The 15,586-nt window shown below is 36.7% G+C and carries 17 protein-coding genes; 1 reads left to right on the plus strand and 16 read right to left on the minus strand.

What is annotated here, in order from left to right; genetic code table 11:
* Positions 1 to 74: 74 nt before the first annotated feature.
* Positions 75 to 263, plus strand: coding sequence for a 50S ribosomal protein L28 (rpmB, locus tag FH036_RS08035; protein ID WP_000124776.1), 189 nt, complete (start codon positions 75 to 77; stop codon positions 261 to 263).
* Between the two features lie 73 nt (positions 264 to 336).
* On the opposite strand, the gene spoVM is transcribed toward rpmB, so the two are convergent.
* From spoVM to FH036_RS08115, 16 genes are all read right to left on the minus strand, one after another.
* Complete coding sequence (spoVM, locus tag FH036_RS08040; RefSeq protein ID WP_001213599.1) at positions 337 to 417, minus strand: stage V sporulation protein SpoVM; 81 nt, start codon at positions 415 to 417, stop codon at positions 337 to 339.
* A 66-nt stretch (positions 418 to 483) separates the two neighbouring features.
* Positions 484 to 1,164: a thiamine diphosphokinase gene (locus FH036_RS08045; protein WP_001998094.1), complete on the minus strand. Its 681-nt coding sequence runs from the start codon at positions 1,162 to 1,164 to the stop codon at positions 484 to 486.
* A gap of 99 nt (positions 1,165 to 1,263) precedes the next feature.
* Positions 1,264 to 1,908 (minus strand): ribulose-phosphate 3-epimerase, encoded by a 645-nt coding sequence (gene rpe / locus FH036_RS08050; protein WP_000589966.1) that lies wholly within the window; start codon positions 1,906 to 1,908, stop codon positions 1,264 to 1,266.
* A 2-nt stretch (positions 1,909 to 1,910) separates the two neighbouring features.
* Positions 1,911 to 2,792 carry a ribosome small subunit-dependent GTPase A gene (rsgA, locus tag FH036_RS08055; protein ID WP_001113936.1) on the minus strand — a complete coding sequence of 294 codons (882 nt, stop codon included), beginning with the start codon at positions 2,790 to 2,792 and terminating at the stop codon, positions 1,911 to 1,913.
* A 268-nt stretch (positions 2,793 to 3,060) separates the two neighbouring features.
* Positions 3,061 to 5,034 (minus strand): serine/threonine protein kinase PrkC, encoded by a 1,974-nt coding sequence (gene prkC, locus FH036_RS08060; protein ID WP_138321233.1) that lies wholly within the window; start codon positions 5,032 to 5,034, stop codon positions 3,061 to 3,063.
* 8 nt (positions 5,035 to 5,042) lie between these two features.
* Positions 5,043 to 5,795 carry a Stp1/IreP family PP2C-type Ser/Thr phosphatase gene (locus tag FH036_RS08065; RefSeq protein WP_000648696.1) on the minus strand — a complete coding sequence of 251 codons (753 nt, stop codon included), beginning with the start codon at positions 5,793 to 5,795 and terminating at the stop codon, positions 5,043 to 5,045.
* Between the two features lie 4 nt (positions 5,796 to 5,799).
* The gene (gene rlmN, locus FH036_RS08070) at positions 5,800 to 6,888 is read right to left on the minus strand and encodes a dual-specificity RNA methyltransferase RlmN (protein WP_000450543.1); all 1,089 of its coding nucleotides are present in this window, start codon (positions 6,886 to 6,888) and stop codon (positions 5,800 to 5,802) included.
* Between the two features lie 4 nt (positions 6,889 to 6,892).
* Positions 6,893 to 8,227: a 16S rRNA (cytosine(967)-C(5))-methyltransferase RsmB gene (rsmB, locus tag FH036_RS08075; protein WP_001249687.1), complete on the minus strand. Its 1,335-nt coding sequence runs from the start codon at positions 8,225 to 8,227 to the stop codon at positions 6,893 to 6,895.
* On the minus strand, positions 8,224 to 9,168 hold the full coding sequence (fmt, locus tag FH036_RS08080; protein WP_000598789.1) for a methionyl-tRNA formyltransferase: 945 nt from the start codon (positions 9,166 to 9,168) through the stop codon (positions 8,224 to 8,226). Before fmt ends, rsmB begins: the two co-directional genes overlap by 4 nt.
* A gap of 23 nt (positions 9,169 to 9,191) precedes the next feature.
* Complete coding sequence (gene def / locus FH036_RS08085) at positions 9,192 to 9,662, minus strand: peptide deformylase (RefSeq protein WP_000279468.1); 471 nt, start codon at positions 9,660 to 9,662, stop codon at positions 9,192 to 9,194.
* Positions 9,663 to 9,673: 11 nt separating this feature from the next.
* Positions 9,674 to 12,079 carry a primosomal protein N' gene (gene priA / locus FH036_RS08090; protein ID WP_070806756.1) on the minus strand — a complete coding sequence of 802 codons (2,406 nt, stop codon included), beginning with the start codon at positions 12,077 to 12,079 and terminating at the stop codon, positions 9,674 to 9,676.
* Entirely contained in the window at positions 12,076 to 13,281 is a 1,206-nt protein-coding gene (gene coaBC, locus FH036_RS08095) for a bifunctional phosphopantothenoylcysteine decarboxylase/phosphopantothenate--cysteine ligase CoaBC (protein WP_000911756.1), read from the minus strand. Before coaBC ends, priA begins: the two co-directional genes overlap by 4 nt.
* A gap of 172 nt (positions 13,282 to 13,453) precedes the next feature.
* Entirely contained in the window at positions 13,454 to 13,666 is a 213-nt protein-coding gene (gene rpoZ / locus FH036_RS08100) for a DNA-directed RNA polymerase subunit omega (RefSeq protein WP_000933970.1), read from the minus strand.
* 2 nt (positions 13,667 to 13,668) lie between these two features.
* Complete coding sequence (gene gmk / locus FH036_RS08105; protein WP_001257738.1) at positions 13,669 to 14,286, minus strand: guanylate kinase; 618 nt, start codon at positions 14,284 to 14,286, stop codon at positions 13,669 to 13,671.
* Positions 14,287 to 14,299: 13 nt separating this feature from the next.
* Complete coding sequence (gene remA, locus FH036_RS08110; protein WP_001251456.1) at positions 14,300 to 14,563, minus strand: extracellular matrix/biofilm regulator RemA; 264 nt, start codon at positions 14,561 to 14,563, stop codon at positions 14,300 to 14,302.
* Between the two features lie 67 nt (positions 14,564 to 14,630).
* Positions 14,631 to 15,506, minus strand: a complete 876-nt coding sequence (locus FH036_RS08115) for a YicC/YloC family endoribonuclease (RefSeq protein WP_000564126.1) — start codon at positions 15,504 to 15,506, stop codon at positions 14,631 to 14,633.
* Between the last annotated feature and the right edge of the window lie 80 nt (positions 15,507 to 15,586).

Raw genomic sequence — 15,586 nt, forward strand, 5'->3', positions numbered from 1 at the left:
GTGTTTTTAGCATCGCATAAAAGACTAACATTGAAAAATTACGTATGGTAAGGTATCAAGGGAGGGAAATATAAATGGCTCGTGTTTGTGCTATTACTGGAAGAAAAGCTCGTTCTGGTAACTCTCGTTCTCACGCAATGAACGCTACAAAACGTAAGTGGGGCGCTAACCTTCAAAAAGTTCGCGTACGCATCGACGGAAAAGTTCAACGTGTTTACGTTTCTGCTAGAGCATTAAAATCTGGCAAAATCGAACGTGTTTAATAATAAAAAAAAGAGCCGCTAGGCTCTTTTTTTACTATACCAATGGAAAAAGCACCGGTAATAGGTGCTTTTTTTAATCTTTTTTGAAGGTATTTAACATGGCACGAACAATTCCACCAAGAAATTTAGGTAACTTAATTGTATAAAATCTCATGGTTTCCCTCCTAATCCCCATTACTCCACTTGGTCACTATATGATGTAAGGAGCAAAATTGTTTCTTTAATCAGTGCTTCTTATCACCATTAATATGCCAGAAGTAAATGAAAAAGTACCTTTTTCCTCAACGAGTTCATTACTAATACAAAGTGTGGATCCCCACTCTATTTTTTTATTCGTTAGAGGATATTTAAAACCAAGTAATGTAATCCCTTCCACTATTTCAGTAACAGGCACAAAAGATACATAAGGGAAATTTTTATTTTCTTCAATTATATGTGTACCCACTCTTTTTACACTTATTTCATTTTGATTGTCTACAATACACATCTCTATTCCTACTTCTAATCCTTTTAAAAGCATTTGTATATTCGCTAAACCGTGATCAAGTCTTCCGCCAGTAGCACCAAAAATACGAATGAGTGCCGGCTTTTGTTCTAACGCCCAGTTAATCGCAATTTCTAAATCTGTTTGATCTTTTTCACGAGGAACAATATGTAAATCATTTGTTTGTTGCCCCATCCATGCTAATTCTTCTTCAGTAACCGAGTCATAATCTCCAAACGCAACAGCAGGAGTAATACCTCTTTTTAATAAACGATATACTCCTCTATCAACTGCCGCCCACACTACTTTCTCATTTTCATATGAAGAAAAATCTGCACAATATTCCGCAGGTCCTCCCGCTAAAATATGAATAATCATGTTTCCTTCCCCTTCTATTGTAAAAAGGCAATCTGCCATTCGGTAGATTGCCTTTTTATATATTTTTTCTCTACCCTTTATAAATAGTGAAAACTTACTACACTAGAAGATTCACTGGGATAAAGACTCGTTCATTCATTATCCACGAATGACACGAATTGCTTCACCGCGGTCTTTTTGATTGTATACCGCTGACCCAGCTACAAGTACATTTGCTCCTGCTTCTACACAAAGTCTTGCTGTTTCAGCGTTTACACCACCATCAACTTCAATTTCTACTTCTAGATTGCGCTCTTTAACCATTTCTGCAACTTGTTTAATTTTCGGTAATACAGAATGAATAAATTTCTGCCCACCAAATCCAGGGTTTACTGTCATAAGTAATACCATATCAATATCTTCTAATACATGCTCAATCACTGAAACTGGCGTATGCGGATTTAATACAACTCCTGCTTTAATGCCATGAGATTTAATTAACTGAATTGTACGATGTAAATGAGGGCACGCCTCTACATGAACAGTAATAATATCCGCTCCCGCTTTTGCGAAAGTCGGGATATAGTTATCAGGATTTTCAATCATTAAATGTACATCTAACGGTAACGATGTGATCGGACGAATTGCTTCTACAATTAATGGTCCAATCGTAATATTTGGTACGAAATGTCCATCCATTACATCGACGTGAATGTAATCCGCTCCGCCTTTTTCTACATCTTTAATCTCTTCCCCTAATTTTGAAAAATCTGCTGATAAGATCGATGGTGCAATTTTAATCATAACTAATACCTCGGCTTTCTCTCTCTAATTTCTTCTACAAATTGTTTGTAATTCTTATAACGATATTCTGTAATCTTCCCCTCTTCAACCGCAGCCTTCACAGCGCATTTCGGTTCAGAAAGATGTGTACACCCTCTAAATTTACAGTATTGGCTCGCTTCTTTCAACTCTGGAAAACAATATGTAAGATCTTCTACCTCTATATCTATGAAATCGAGTGAACTAAAACCAGGTGTATCTGCAACTAGTCCGCTTCCAATCGCAATTAATTCTACGTGTCTTGTCGTATGTTTCCCGCGTCCTAAATGTGAGGAAATATCATTCGTTTTCAGTTCTAATTCTGGACGTAAGACGTTAAGCATAGAAGATTTTCCAACACCAGATTGCCCCGCAACAACGGAAACACAACCTTCTAAGAACGGTTTTAAAATATCAATACTTTCCGATGTATTTATAGAAGTAAATAATACATCATATCCCATCTCACGATAGTCATTTGCATAAGATTCAACAGTTTCTCTCATTTTTTCATCAACTAAATCCATCTTACTAATGCAAATAATCGGCTTAATGTTATGATATTCAATCAGCACTAAAAATCGATCTAACAGCCCCGGATTAAAATCTGGTTCTACTGCTGAAAAAACAAGAATTGCTTGATCAACATTAGCAATAGGAGGCCTAACAAGTTCATTTTTTCGATCAAATACTTCAAGTACGTATCCTTCACTTGGATTATCAGCCTGAAAAACAACTTGGTCTCCTACCAGTGGTGTAATTTTATTTTTTCTAAACACACCACGCCCGCGACATTGTGTAATCCCTTCTTCATGCTGCACATAATAAAATCCACTTAGAGCTTTTACAATTTTTCCTTCTGGCATATAATTCTCCTTTATTCTGTATAAAGTGAAGCTGGAATTCATATTGAATGGATTATCATTCTTTAAATAAAGATTTCAAAACCCGTCATATATACACATTAATATATTTAATCTACCATCAAATTTAAAATATTATTTATAACAGTATCACTTTTATATCTTTTTGAATCATATATTTTTGCCTGTTATACAGTCCACTATATGTAGACAGCATAACAGGCAGAAGTAATACATTCCATTCTCTTTGGAGATAAAATGGAATTCATTATTATTGAGTTGGGTATGGTACTTCTTTGTCGATAATCGTTACACCATCTCGTACAATTTTATAATGTCCTTTTGTACCTTCTTGAATTACAAATTCTAATGAAATAGTTGCCGACTCTGAAATTGTTCTAGTTTCAATTGGTCTATCCATTTTTTGTTGCATATCTTCTTTATAAATTTCTATCGTTTGCGGTTTTTTCTCACCTATTATAGAAGACTCATACGGAATAGAAATATTATCCACTTTCACGGTTTTCGTTACTTTCGGCTTAGGGCCCTCTGAGATGATAATCGTCACTTTATCCCCTTCTTTTAACGGCGTTCCCGGTTTTGGAGATTGCGAAATTACAAGTCCTTTATCAACAGTATCGGAATACTCTCGTTTTATATCTGGAGTTAGTTTTCTCTCATTCAGATAACCAGTTACACTATTTTCAGTCCACCTTGAAAAATCACCCGGTCTAATTTGATAAGGACCTTTACTCACCCAGATTTTCAGTTCTTGCTCGGCCTCTACCACCATTTGGTCAGACGTCGGAAATTGCTCTACGATTGCACCTTTTGGCCTATCATCTTCAATATAATATACTGTAACTTGTTTATATTTCTCTTCTAACTCTGTTCTTATACTCTCTAAATCTTTTCCTGTGAAATCAATCATCTTACTTTTCTTTTTCCCACCTGATTGATAGATAGTAATTTTAGAGTTTTCTTTCACGACTCTTCCTGCCACAGGGTCTGTTTTTATAACATCACCGGTTTCAACATCATCTGTATATACAATATTAGGTTCCGTAACCTCAAAACCCTTTTCAACTAATGTATTTACTGCGGTCGTATATTTCATACCAGCCACATCAGGGACTTTTACATCTTTTGGAATAAAGAATCCTGGAATAACAGTAAGGGCTAACGTTATTCCGATCGCTAAAAGTAAAAATGTTATAATTAAAACTTTGAGCCATTTATTACTTCGTTTTTTCTTCTTACTTAAATCCGTTTCTTCTTTTCTTATCTGTTCATCCACTTTACTTCCTTGTAAAACAATTGTTTCATCAGTTACATTTTCGAATAATTGTTCCTGTTGAATAACCGGAATCGCTTTTGTCGCTTCCATATCTTCCGGTATGTAAAATGGCTGCTCATTTATCCTCTCTGGATATAGCGCAGTTTCAATATCTCGTTTCATCGCATTAGCAGATTGATATCGATGAAACGGATCTTTCGCAGTTGCCTTTAATATAATATTTTCGACACTTTGCGGAATACTTTCATTCCATCTTTTTGGAGACGGAATTTCACTTTGTAAATGTTTTAAAGCTATAGCAACAGCAGATTCGCCAGAAAATGGTTGTCTTCCTGTTAACAACTCAAACATAACAATCCCTAGGGAATAAATATCTGATTGTTTATTTGCTATCCCGCCACGTGCTTGTTCTGGTGATAAATAATGCACCGAACCGAGTACTGAATTTGTATGTGTAATTGTTGTTGCACTTGTAGCTGTCGCAATTCCAAAATCTGTTACTTTTATTACTCCATCAGCTCGAATTAAAATATTGTGCGGTTTAATATCGCGGTGCACAATTTCAAAATGATGGGCGTGTGCCATGGCGGATGTTAACTGCTCCATAATATCAAGAGCTTCTCCTATCGGTAACATTCCTTGCTCAATTATGTATTGCTTCAATGTTTGTCCTGGTACATACTCCATTACAAGATAATATATACCATCTTCTTCTCCGACATCATACATATTCACAATATTTGGATGCGACAACGTTGTAACAGACTGCGCTTCTCGATGGAAACGTTTAATAAACTCTTCGTTATTTGAATAGTCGAGTCTTAATATTTTCACCGCTACATCTCGGCCTAGTATATCATCATGAGCTAAATAAACATTGGCCATTCCACCGCCACCAATCATTTTCAGTAGCTTATAACGGTCATTTAAGCGTTTTCCAATCAGCACGTTGCACTTCACCTACTTTCGTTTGTCGAACCCGCATAATCAATGAGAACAAGGGTGATATTATCTTCCCCGCCACGATCATTCGCCAATTGAATGAGACGTTGTCCCTTAGTTTCTAGCTGTTCATTTAACTGTAAAACTTGTTGCATATCAGCAATAGAAACTTTGTTAGATAGTCCATCAGAGCAAAGAAGTAACTGATCATCTTCCTCTAGCACTAATGTTTTCACATCTAATCCGACTTTCTCTTCTGTTCCTAATGCCCTTAACAAAACATTCTTTTTCGGGTGATATTCTGCGTCTTCTTTTGAAATTTCACCATGTCTCACAAGTTCATTAACAAGTGAGTGATCTTCCGTTACAAGCGAGATTTCCCCCTCTGATACCATATAACAACGACTATCTCCTATATGACCTATCGTCACAAAATTTGGTGTACAAATCGCTATTATAAGTGTTGTTCCCATACCATTACATTCTACATGTTGCTTAGAGTATTCATATATACGCTCATTAATAATCCCCACGCTAGTATGTAACCACTCTTCTACTTTTTTTGGCTCGTTCATATTATGCGTTTGCTTCCAATAATCATGGAATAATTGAATGGTCATCGAGCTAGCTACATCACCAGCTCGATGACCTCCCATTCCATCTGCTACTACCGCTAAAATATTTCCATCTAAATTGTGAAAAACTCCTGCACTATCTTCATTATGTTGACGAACTTTTCCTTTATCTGATAGAAACACGGCTTTCATCTCGTCACCTCGTCTCTTCTTTGCGCTCCTTCGCACGCAACTGACCGCAGGCTGCATCAATATCATGACCTTGTTCACGGCGAATCGTTACATTTACTCCACGATCTTTTAACGTTTTTTCAAATAAGAAAATTTGTTCACGTGGCGTACGTACATAATCACGTTCAGGTACATAGTTTACCGGAATTAAGTTCACATGACATTTTACACCTTTCAAGAGCGCAGCAAGCTCTTCAGCGTGCTCAACTTGGTCATTTTCGCCTCCAAATAGTCCATATTCAAAAGTAATACGACGCCCTGTTCTATTTACATAGTATTTAATAGCTTCCATCAAATCTGGTAGCTTATAAGCACGGTTAATCGGCATTAATTTTGAACGTAATTCTGAGTTTGGAGCATGCAGTGAAATCGCAAAATTAATTTGTAAATCTTCTTCAGCGAACTTATAAATTTTCGGGATGATTCCACTTGTCGAAACTGTCATATGTCTCGCACCAATATGAAGTCCTTTTTCATGATTAATGATGCGTAAGAATCCCATTAAATTATCATAGTTATCAAATGGTTCTCCAATTCCCATAACGACAAGAGAACTTACACGTTCTTCTGATTCATCAAGTGCACGTTGCACTTCTACTACTTGTGCTACAATTTCTCCAGCTTCTAAGTTTCGCTTTAAACCGCCAAGCGTTGAAGCACAGAACGTACACCCAATACGACAACCTACTTGTGTTGTTACACAAATGGAATTTCCATATTCATGTCGCATTAATACCGTTTCAATAGAATATCCATCATATAATTGGAATAAGAATTTAATTGTTCCATCCGAAGACGTTTGTTTTACTAACGTATTTAAAGTAGTAATATCAAAGGAATTCGACAATTTTTCACGCAATCCTTTAGAAAGGTTTGACATATCCTCATAATTTTTTACACGTTTTTTATATAACCAATCAAAAATTTGTCCAGCACGGAACTTTGGTTCTCCTTGCTCCTTTAACCAATCTTGCATTTCATGAAGTTGTAAAGAGTAAATTGATGGTTTTTTCGTTTCTAAATTTTTCTTTTGTTTTCTCACAGTCGTTTCCACGATGCTACACCTTCTTCCTTAAACAAGCAATATAAAAGCCATCTGTTGCAAAATAATGCGGTAAAATTTGTACTTGACCTTCATCAATATACGGACTTAACTTTTCTGGCATACGCTCTTTTATCGTAGTATCCCACTCGAACTCAGGATGCTCTTGTAAAAATCGTTCTATTACTTGTTCATTTTCTATTTTCTCAATTGTACACGTACTATAAACAAGGCGACCACCTTGTTTTAATAACGGTGCGATTTTTTCTAGTATTGCAAGTTGAATCGTCGATAGTCTTTCACTATCGCCTTTATCTTTACCTAACTTAATATCAGGCTTACGTCTAATTACACCAAATCCAGAACATGGGGCATCTACTAATATTTTATCAAACGTTTCATTTGCAAAGTGTTCTTGTACTTTTCTAGCATCTAATGCCTTAGTTTCGACATTTCCTAGACCAAGTCGCTCTGCTTGTTGTTTAATTAAACGTACTTTGTGTGCATGTAAATCAAGGGACATGACTTGACCAGTTCCTTTTAATCGCTCTGCAATATGCGTTGTTTTTCCACCTGGAGCAGCACAACTATCAAGAACTACATCTCCCTCATCTGGTTCTAAGGCACGTGCTACCAGCATAGAACTTTCATCTTGAATAGAAAGAAAACCTTTTTTAAACGCATCTGTGTGCGCTACATTCCCTCTTTCAATTTGAATTGCATCATCTGATAAATCGCCACGCTTCGCTTCTATACCTTCACTAGCTAATAATGTAATTGCTTCTTCTACTGTTATTTTATCAACATTTACACGCGCTGTTGGTACAGGCGGTAACATGTTCACTTCACACATTTTCTCAGCAGTTTCTAAACCATATTCTGAAGCCCATTCTTGGACAAGCCAAACTGGATGACTTGTTGCAGTTGCCAAGCGTTCTACCGGATCTTTGATTTCATCTACAGAAGGTACACCTTCTCTTTGAATCGAACGTAATACACCGTTCACCATACCAGCAATTCCTTTATGCCCACGGCGCTTTGCAATCTCAACGGCTTCATGAATAGCCGCTCTTTCTGGTACTCGGTCTAAATAGATCATCTGATATAACGATAAACGAAGCAATACCCTTACCCATGCCTCAACCTTCTTTTTTAAAAAAGGTTGTAAATAATAATCTAATGTATCACGACGTTGAATTGTTCCATATACAATTTCAGTTAATAAACCAATATCTTTTCTATCAATTGTACTTTTTTCAATTAGATTATTTAAAAGTAAGTTACTGTATGCACCACTTTTTTCTACTTGAATTAAACCATCAAGAGCTAATTCACGAACATTTTGTCTCATGCATTTTCTCCTAACTTCGTTCCAATTTCAGGTTTTGTGCCACGTAAAAATTGCTCACAACTCATACGCTTTTTACCAGAAGGTTGTAATTCTGTAATTTTAACACCCGTTTCATTACCAGTTGCTACAACGAAACCATCTTCTTCGATCGCAACAATCGTACCTGCTTCAGCTGATTTCGTTACAGGTACTTTTTCTCCCCACCATACTTTAACAACTTGTCCTGCTAAAGTTGTATAAGCAACTGGCCATGGATTCAATCCGCGAATGTGATTGTATACTTCTTCACCTGTTTTTGTCCAATCAATTTTCTCTTGCTCACGTTTTATATTATATGCAAACGTTACTTCTTCCTCGTTTTGTTTAATTGGTTCTAACTTACCTTGAATTAGTAAAGGTACTGTTTTAGATAAAAGATGTGCCCCTGCTTCACTTAACTTATCAAATAACGAGCCTGTCGTTTCACGCTCTTCAATTTCCACTTCTACTTGCGTTAAAATATCACCAGCATCCAATTTTTCTACCATATACATAATTGTAATACCTGTTTTTTCTTTCCCTTCCATAATTGCATAATGGATTGGTGCACCACCACGAAGTTCAGGAAGTAAAGAAGCGTGGACGTTAATACATCCATACTTTGGTGCTTCTAAAATTTCATTTGGTACAATTTGACCGAACGCAGCTGTTACAATTAAATCCGGCTCTAATGCCAATACTTTTTCATATTCGTCTTTTTCACGGATTCTTAACGGTTGTAACACTGGAATACCATGTTTTTCTGCTTCCACTTTAACAGGTGTAGGTGTTAATACTTTCTTTCTGCCTACCGGACGATCTGGTTGCGTCACAACACCTATTACATCATAGCCATCTTCAATAAGACGACGAAGCACCGGCACTGAAAAGTCCGGTGTTCCCATAAATACTACTTTTATCATTTAAAAACCGCTCCTTTTAATACCTATTCTAATTCGTTTTCCTCATAATATCTTGTCACTTTCGATGTAAATAACACACCGTGTAAATGATCGATTTCATGTTGAATTGCACGCGCTAAAAACCCTTCTGCTTCTAGTAAAAATACTTTGCCTCGACGATTTTGCGCACGCACTTTAATATAATCCGCACGTTCCACTTCACCATAAAGTCCCGGGAAGCTTAAACAGCCTTCGGGACCTACTTGTTCACCACGTTTTTCTAATATCGATGGATTGATTAACTCAATTTTCCCAGTATCATCACCGATATCAACTACCGCCACTTGCAAGCTTACCCCTACTTGAGGCGCAGCTAAACCGACTCCGTCCGCAATTAACATTGTTTCATGCATATCTTTCAACAATTTCACTAACTTTTTATCAAAGTTAATTACTCTTTCACACGGTGTTTCTAACACTTCATTTGGATGCTTTACTATTTCTAAAACTGCCATATTTCCCTCCGCTACATTAACATTGTTGGATTAAAATCAATTGAGATTTGTAGCTCTTTTTGCATTTCTGCTTGATAATGTTCATTTACCATTTTGAGCACGTTCTTTAAGTTTGGTTCCCGTTTGTATTTTATCATGCATTGATAACGATATCTATCTTTTATCCTTGGAATTGCTGAAGCAACCGGTCCTAACACCATCGTTTGCTGCGAACAGTGCGTCCGTAAATGACCGACAATTTTTTCCGTCACTTGTACTGCCTTTAATAATTCTGGATGAGATACCGTCACAAGTACAACATAGTAATAAGGTGGGTATTGTCTCGTTCGCCTCATTTGCATTTCTTGATCAAAAAACACATCATATTGTTGGTTCTTTGCTAACTCTATACTATAATGTTCTGGCGTATACGTTTGAATGATAACTTCCCCTGGCAATTCATGTCGGCCTGCTCGTCCACTTACTTGCGTCAATAACTGATAAGTCTTTTCACTCGCCCGGAAATCAGGTAAATGAAGCATCGTATCAGCAGTTAAAACACCAACAAGCGTTACTTTCGGAAAATCTAACCCTTTTGCAATCATTTGTGTTCCAAGTAATATATCTGCTTTTTCTTCCCCGAACGCCTTTAATAATTTCTCATGCATCCCTTTACGACTCGTCGTATCTACATCCATTCGAATGACTCGTGCCTCTGGAAATAGTTTTGTAATTTCTTCTTCGACCTTTTGCGTACCTGTACCAAAGAAACGAATGTATGTACTTTGACAAGCAGGACACGCAGTCGGCATATTTTCTTCGTAACTGCAATAATGGCATTTTAAACGATGATTCATTTTATGATATGTCAGCGAGATATCACAATGCGGACATTGTACAACATACCCGCAATCACGGCACATAACAAATGTAGAATGACCTCTTCTATTTAAAAAGAGCACCATTTGTTCTTTCTTTTCTAACCGATCTGCTATTTTTTCATGCAGTGCCTTTGAAAACATGGAGCGATTCCCGTCACGAAGTTCTTCACGCATATCAACAATCTCTACTGTCGGTAAAGCTTGTTCGTTCATACGTTTTTCCATCGTCAGTAATTCATACACACCTTTTTTCGCTCTTGCAAACGATTCAAGCGTCGGTGTTGCACTACCAAGAACGATAGGGCATTTATGATATTGTCCTCTCCACACAGCTACATCCCTTGCATGATACCTCGGATTATCTTCTTGCTTGTAGCTCGATTCATGTTCCTCATCAATAATAATAATCCCTAAATTTTCAAAAGGAGCAAATACAGCTGAACGTGCACCAACTACGACTTTCACTTCTTTTCTTAAAATCTTACGCCATTCATCATATTTTTCTCCAACAGACAGCGCACTATGAAGAACTGCAACTTGTGAGCCAAATCTACCTTTAAAACGATCTACCATCTGAGGCGTTAGTGCAATTTCAGGAACAAGTACAATAGCTTCTTTTCCTTTCTCGAGCACCGCTGCTATAGATTGTAAATATACTTCTGTTTTTCCGCTTCCTGTAACACCATATAGTAAAAATGGATTGTAAGTTTCATTTGTAATTGATGATAAAATCGGTGTAATAACTTGCTTTTGTTCCTCAGTAAGTGGGAATGGTTTCGTTTGTTCAAAATCGTCATCGTCATACGGATTTCGGTACACTTCCACATACTTTTCTGAGAGTAGTCCCTTTTTAACAAGTGCTTTAATTGGAGCATCTGTTATTTGTAACTCTTCTGTTATTACTTTCAACGGTACACTTTTATAATTTTCCACAAAATAATAGAGGACATCTTGTTGTTTTTTACTTTTCAGTTCAAATGCTGCTAATTCTAATTTATCTTCTGGCAACTCCGGTTGAACGACTCTTTGTTTCTTCTTTTGTACTTTATCTTTTACTTGATAAACAACTTCAATCGTACCATGTTTAATTTCTTGTTGAATCGTGCGGTATAGCTGTGGCTGCGTCTCAATCGCTTCCCAATCTATCGCTTCTTTGTCCTGAAATAAAAACAGTAGTTCAGGTGCTACTTCTTCTTGTTTACGAAGTTGTAGACGTTTTTTATATGTTGCTTTTATCGCCGTTGGAAGCATAACTTGAAAAGCTGAAATCATATAACATAACGTTTCACTTGTAAGCCAATACCCTAGCTTTAACAACTCTTCATTTAAAACGGGTGTTACATCTAAAATTTCATGAATTGTCTTTAACTTCTTACTTTCTACTTCAACCGAATCTTTAATCCCAATAATAAAACCTTGCAATTTCCTTGGGCCAAACGGAACTACTACACGCATGCCTGTCTGGACAATATCTTCCCATTTTTCAGGGATAATATAATCAAATGGTCGATCTGTCTGACGTGCAGGTACATCAACAATTACACTTGCAAATTTCATAGACGATCATCTTCTAACATCATTTCAATTTGCTTTAATATTTCACGAGCAACCTCTTTCTTCGTTAAAAGTGGCAACTCTATAACTTCTCCATCTTTTCTATACATTGTTACAATGTTCGTATCTGTACCAAATCCAGCTCCTTGCGCCTTTACGTCGTTTGCAACAATCATATTCGCATTTTTCTCACGTAATTTTTTCGTTGCATATTCCTCTACGTTTGTCGTTTCAGCCGCAAAACCGATAAGTAACTGTTTGTCTTTCATCTCACCTAACGTTTTTAAAATATCTACTGTTCTCTCAAGTTCAATTACAGCATCGCCATTTTTCTTTTTCATTTTATTATCATGAACGTATTTCGGGCGATAATCTGCAACTGCTGCTGTTTTAATAACAACATCCACGTCTTCATAATGTTGAATAACCGCCTCTAACATATCTTGTGCAGATTCCACTTGCACCGTAGTTACATGTAATGGTGGATGTAATGCTGTCGGTCCCGAAACGAGTATAACATCAGCGCCTAAGTTCGCTGCCACTTCCGCAATCGCATATCCCATTTTTCCAGAAGAAAAATTGGTCATAAAACGAACTGGATCAATCTTTTCACGTGTTGGACCAGCAGTTATTAATATTCTTTTTCCATGCAATGGTTTTTGTTCTGAAAAAGCCTCTTCTAACCGTGCGATAATCGCTTCAGGTTCTTCTAATCTTCCTTTCGCTACATAACCACACGCTAAAAAACCTTCTCCAGGCTCAATAAATGTATATCCTAACGTTTTTAACGTCATCATATTTTTTTGAACAATTTTATTTTCATACATATGCACATTCATAGCAGGTGCAATCCACACTGGGGCTGTAGTAGCTAACAAAGTAGTTGTAATCATATCATCTGCAATACCGTTAGCTAACTTTCCAATACAATTGGCTGTAGCAGGTGCAACAAGTACAACATCTGCCCAATCTGCTAAATCGATATGAGCAATAACAGCTGAGTCTTTCTCATCGAATGTATCCGTATATACATCATGGCGAGAAAGCGCTTGGAATGTAAGAGGTGTAACAAATTTCATTGCCGACTCACTCATCATTACTTTTACAATAGCACCAGATTGTGTCAATTTACTCGTTAACGCAGCCGCTTTAAAGACCGCAATGCCTCCTGTTACACATAAAAGTATCTTTTTCCCTTTTAGCATATGGCTCGTCCTCTTTCTTTTTCAAACTTATAATACTGAAACAAGATTATCAGCTCATCAGTATCAATATTTCTTCCCTACCGTAAAAAAATAACAACCTACTTGTAAATAGGTTGTTACCGTTACATAGAAAATTATAAAGTCTATGTTTTAAATTGTCGAAGACAAAGTCTTATTCAGTTACTTTATCTTCACTTGGTACGTAGCTTAACGCTTCCATATCGATTTCTTCTAATGCTTTACCTACACATTTATGAGAAACTGGTTTTTCTACAACACAGTTATTAGCAAGTTGCATTTCGCGCGCGCGTTTTGCAGCCACTGTTACAAGTGTATATTTAGAATCGATTTTTGTTAATAATGAATCAATTGATGGATTTAACATAATTATAGACCCTCCGTCATTTCTTTATAATATTTTGCTACTCTTTCGCGGCGGCAATGTTCGCCAACCACAATTGCTTTAATTCTTTCACAAGCTAGTTCAACTTGGTCGTTTTCTACAACGTAGTCGTAAGCGTCCATCATATCAATTTCTTCTTTCGCTACCGTTAAACGATTTTCAATAACATCTTCAGTTTCTGTACCACGACCGACAATTCGGTTCTTTAGTTCAGATAAACTTGGAGGTGCTAAGAAAATAAATACACCTTCTGGGAAAGCTTTCTTAACTTGAATTGCTCCTTGCACTTCAATTTCTAAGAATACATCTTTTCCTTCTTGTAATGTTTTTTCAACATAGTCAATTGGTGTTCCGTAATAATTACCTACGAACTCAGCCCACTCAAGTAATTTTTCATTACGAATCATTTCCTCAAATTCTTCTCTCTCTTTAAAGAAATAATCCACACCATCCACTTCACCTTCACGTGGCTTACGTGTCGTTACTGAAATGGAGTACTGAAAACGTGTATCCTCATGACTAAACAGCTCTTTTCGAACCGTTCCTTTACCAACCCCAGAAGGTCCTGAAAGAACGATGAGCAATCCTCTTCTACTTCTCATAAATATGTAAAACCTACCCTTCCTCACTTAAATCTTCTTTATTATTCAAACGATGTGCAATCGTCTCTGGCTGAATTGGACTTAATACAACATGCCCATCATCCATAACAATAACCGCCCTTGTTTTTCTCCCATACGTAGCATCAAGCAAAGCATTATGTTCGCGTGCTTCCTGTACTGTTCGTTTAATAGGAGCTGACTCCGGACTTACAATAGCAATAATTCGATGAGCAGATACAATATTTCCGTATCCAATATTTAAAAACCTCATGGCCATAGTTTGCGCCTCCTAGTAAGTCTATCCGATTTCTCCACCACGTATAACTTTATCTATTTTTTGAAAGCTACTCAATATTTTGTACTTGTTCACGAATTTTTTCAAGGTTATTTTTCATTTCTACAACATATTTTGAAATTGTTAAGTCATTTGCCTTAGAACCAATCGTATTAATTTCTCTATGCATCTCTTGCACGATGAAATCCATTTTCCTTCCAACAGGCTCTTCAATCTGCAGTGTTTCACGGAATTGTTCTAAATGACTTTGCAAACGAACTAACTCTTCGTGAATATCACAACGCTCAGCAAAGATTGCAACTTCTGTTAGCAATCTTTGTTCATCTAGATCTTGATTATGTAATTCCTTTAAGCGATTTTCTAATCGTTCACGATATTTTTGTGTAACAATTGGTGCATGCGGAATAATAGCATTTACACAATTATGAATCTCTTGTAAGCGATACGCTATATCTTTATGTAATCGTTCTCCTTCGCCATCTCTCATCGTTTTTAACATATGAGTAGCTTGGCGAACAGCCTCATATAAACTGTTCTCAAATTGTTCATTTACGTTTTCTACCTCTTCAATCGCTGTTACTTCTGGCATTGCCATTAATTGCTCGAGTGTAATAGAATCTTGTAATTGAAATTTCCCTTTTATATCTTCCATAATTGATTGGTACTGCTCAAGAAGCGACCAATTCACACTTAATTTTCTTTCAACAAGCCCTTCACCCGCTATACTAATAGACACTTCAATACGTCCACGGCGAACTTGCTGTGCAATTATTTTACGAATTTTGTCTTCAAATACCGTCATTTGCTTCGGTAGTCGAATACTCATCTCTAGAAAACGGTGGTTCACCGATTTCATTTCTACTGTAATTTGAAAAGTATCACTCTCTACTTTCGACCTTCCAAATCCTGTCATACTACAAATCATTTTTTATCACATCCAAGCCATGAAATAACTCAATGAAAAAGGTAATAGAGACAAGGCTCTACTACCTTCTGTAAATTATA

Origin of the sequence: Bacillus sp. CD3-5, from assembly GCF_006349665.1 — a bacterium.
GTDB lineage: Bacteria > Bacillota > Bacilli > Bacillales > Bacillaceae_G > Bacillus_A > Bacillus_A paranthracis.

Bases quoted from the DNA above. Each gene is read 5' to 3' on its own strand.
- rpmB (WP_000124776.1), top strand. From the start codon at position 75: ATGGCTCGTGTTTGTGCTATTACTGGAAGAAAAGCTCGTTCTGGTAAC.
- spoVM (WP_001213599.1), bottom strand. From the start codon at position 417: ATGAGATTTTATACAATTAAGTTACCTAAATTTCTTGGTGGAATTGTT.
- FH036_RS08045 (WP_001998094.1), bottom strand. From the start codon at position 1,164: ATGGCAGATTGCCTTTTTACAATAGAAGGGGAAGGAAACATGATTATT.
- rpe (WP_000589966.1), bottom strand. From the start codon at position 1,908: ATGATTAAAATTGCACCATCGATCTTATCAGCAGATTTTTCAAAATTA.
- rsgA (WP_001113936.1), bottom strand. From the start codon at position 2,792: ATGCCAGAAGGAAAAATTGTAAAAGCTCTAAGTGGATTTTATTATGTG.
- FH036_RS08065 (WP_000648696.1), bottom strand. From the start codon at position 5,795: ATGAAAGCCGTGTTTCTATCAGATAAAGGAAAAGTTCGTCAACATAAT.
- rsmB (WP_001249687.1), bottom strand. From the start codon at position 8,227: ATGAGACAAAATGTTCGTGAATTAGCTCTTGATGGTTTAATTCAAGTA.
- fmt (WP_000598789.1), bottom strand. From the start codon at position 9,168: ATGATAAAAGTAGTATTTATGGGAACACCGGACTTTTCAGTGCCGGTG.
- def (WP_000279468.1), bottom strand. From the start codon at position 9,662: ATGGCAGTTTTAGAAATAGTAAAGCATCCAAATGAAGTGTTAGAAACA.
- priA (WP_070806756.1), bottom strand. From the start codon at position 12,079: ATGAAATTTGCAAGTGTAATTGTTGATGTACCTGCACGTCAGACAGAT.
- coaBC (WP_000911756.1), bottom strand. From the start codon at position 13,281: ATGCTAAAAGGGAAAAAGATACTTTTATGTGTAACAGGAGGCATTGCG.
- rpoZ (WP_000933970.1), bottom strand. From the start codon at position 13,666: ATGTTAAATCCATCAATTGATTCATTATTAACAAAAATCGATTCTAAA.
- gmk (WP_001257738.1), bottom strand. From the start codon at position 14,286: ATGAGAAGTAGAAGAGGATTGCTCATCGTTCTTTCAGGACCTTCTGGG.
- remA (WP_001251456.1), bottom strand. From the start codon at position 14,563: ATGGCCATGAGGTTTTTAAATATTGGATACGGAAATATTGTATCTGCT.
- FH036_RS08115 (WP_000564126.1), bottom strand. From the start codon at position 15,506: ATGATTTGTAGTATGACAGGATTTGGAAGGTCGAAAGTAGAGAGTGAT.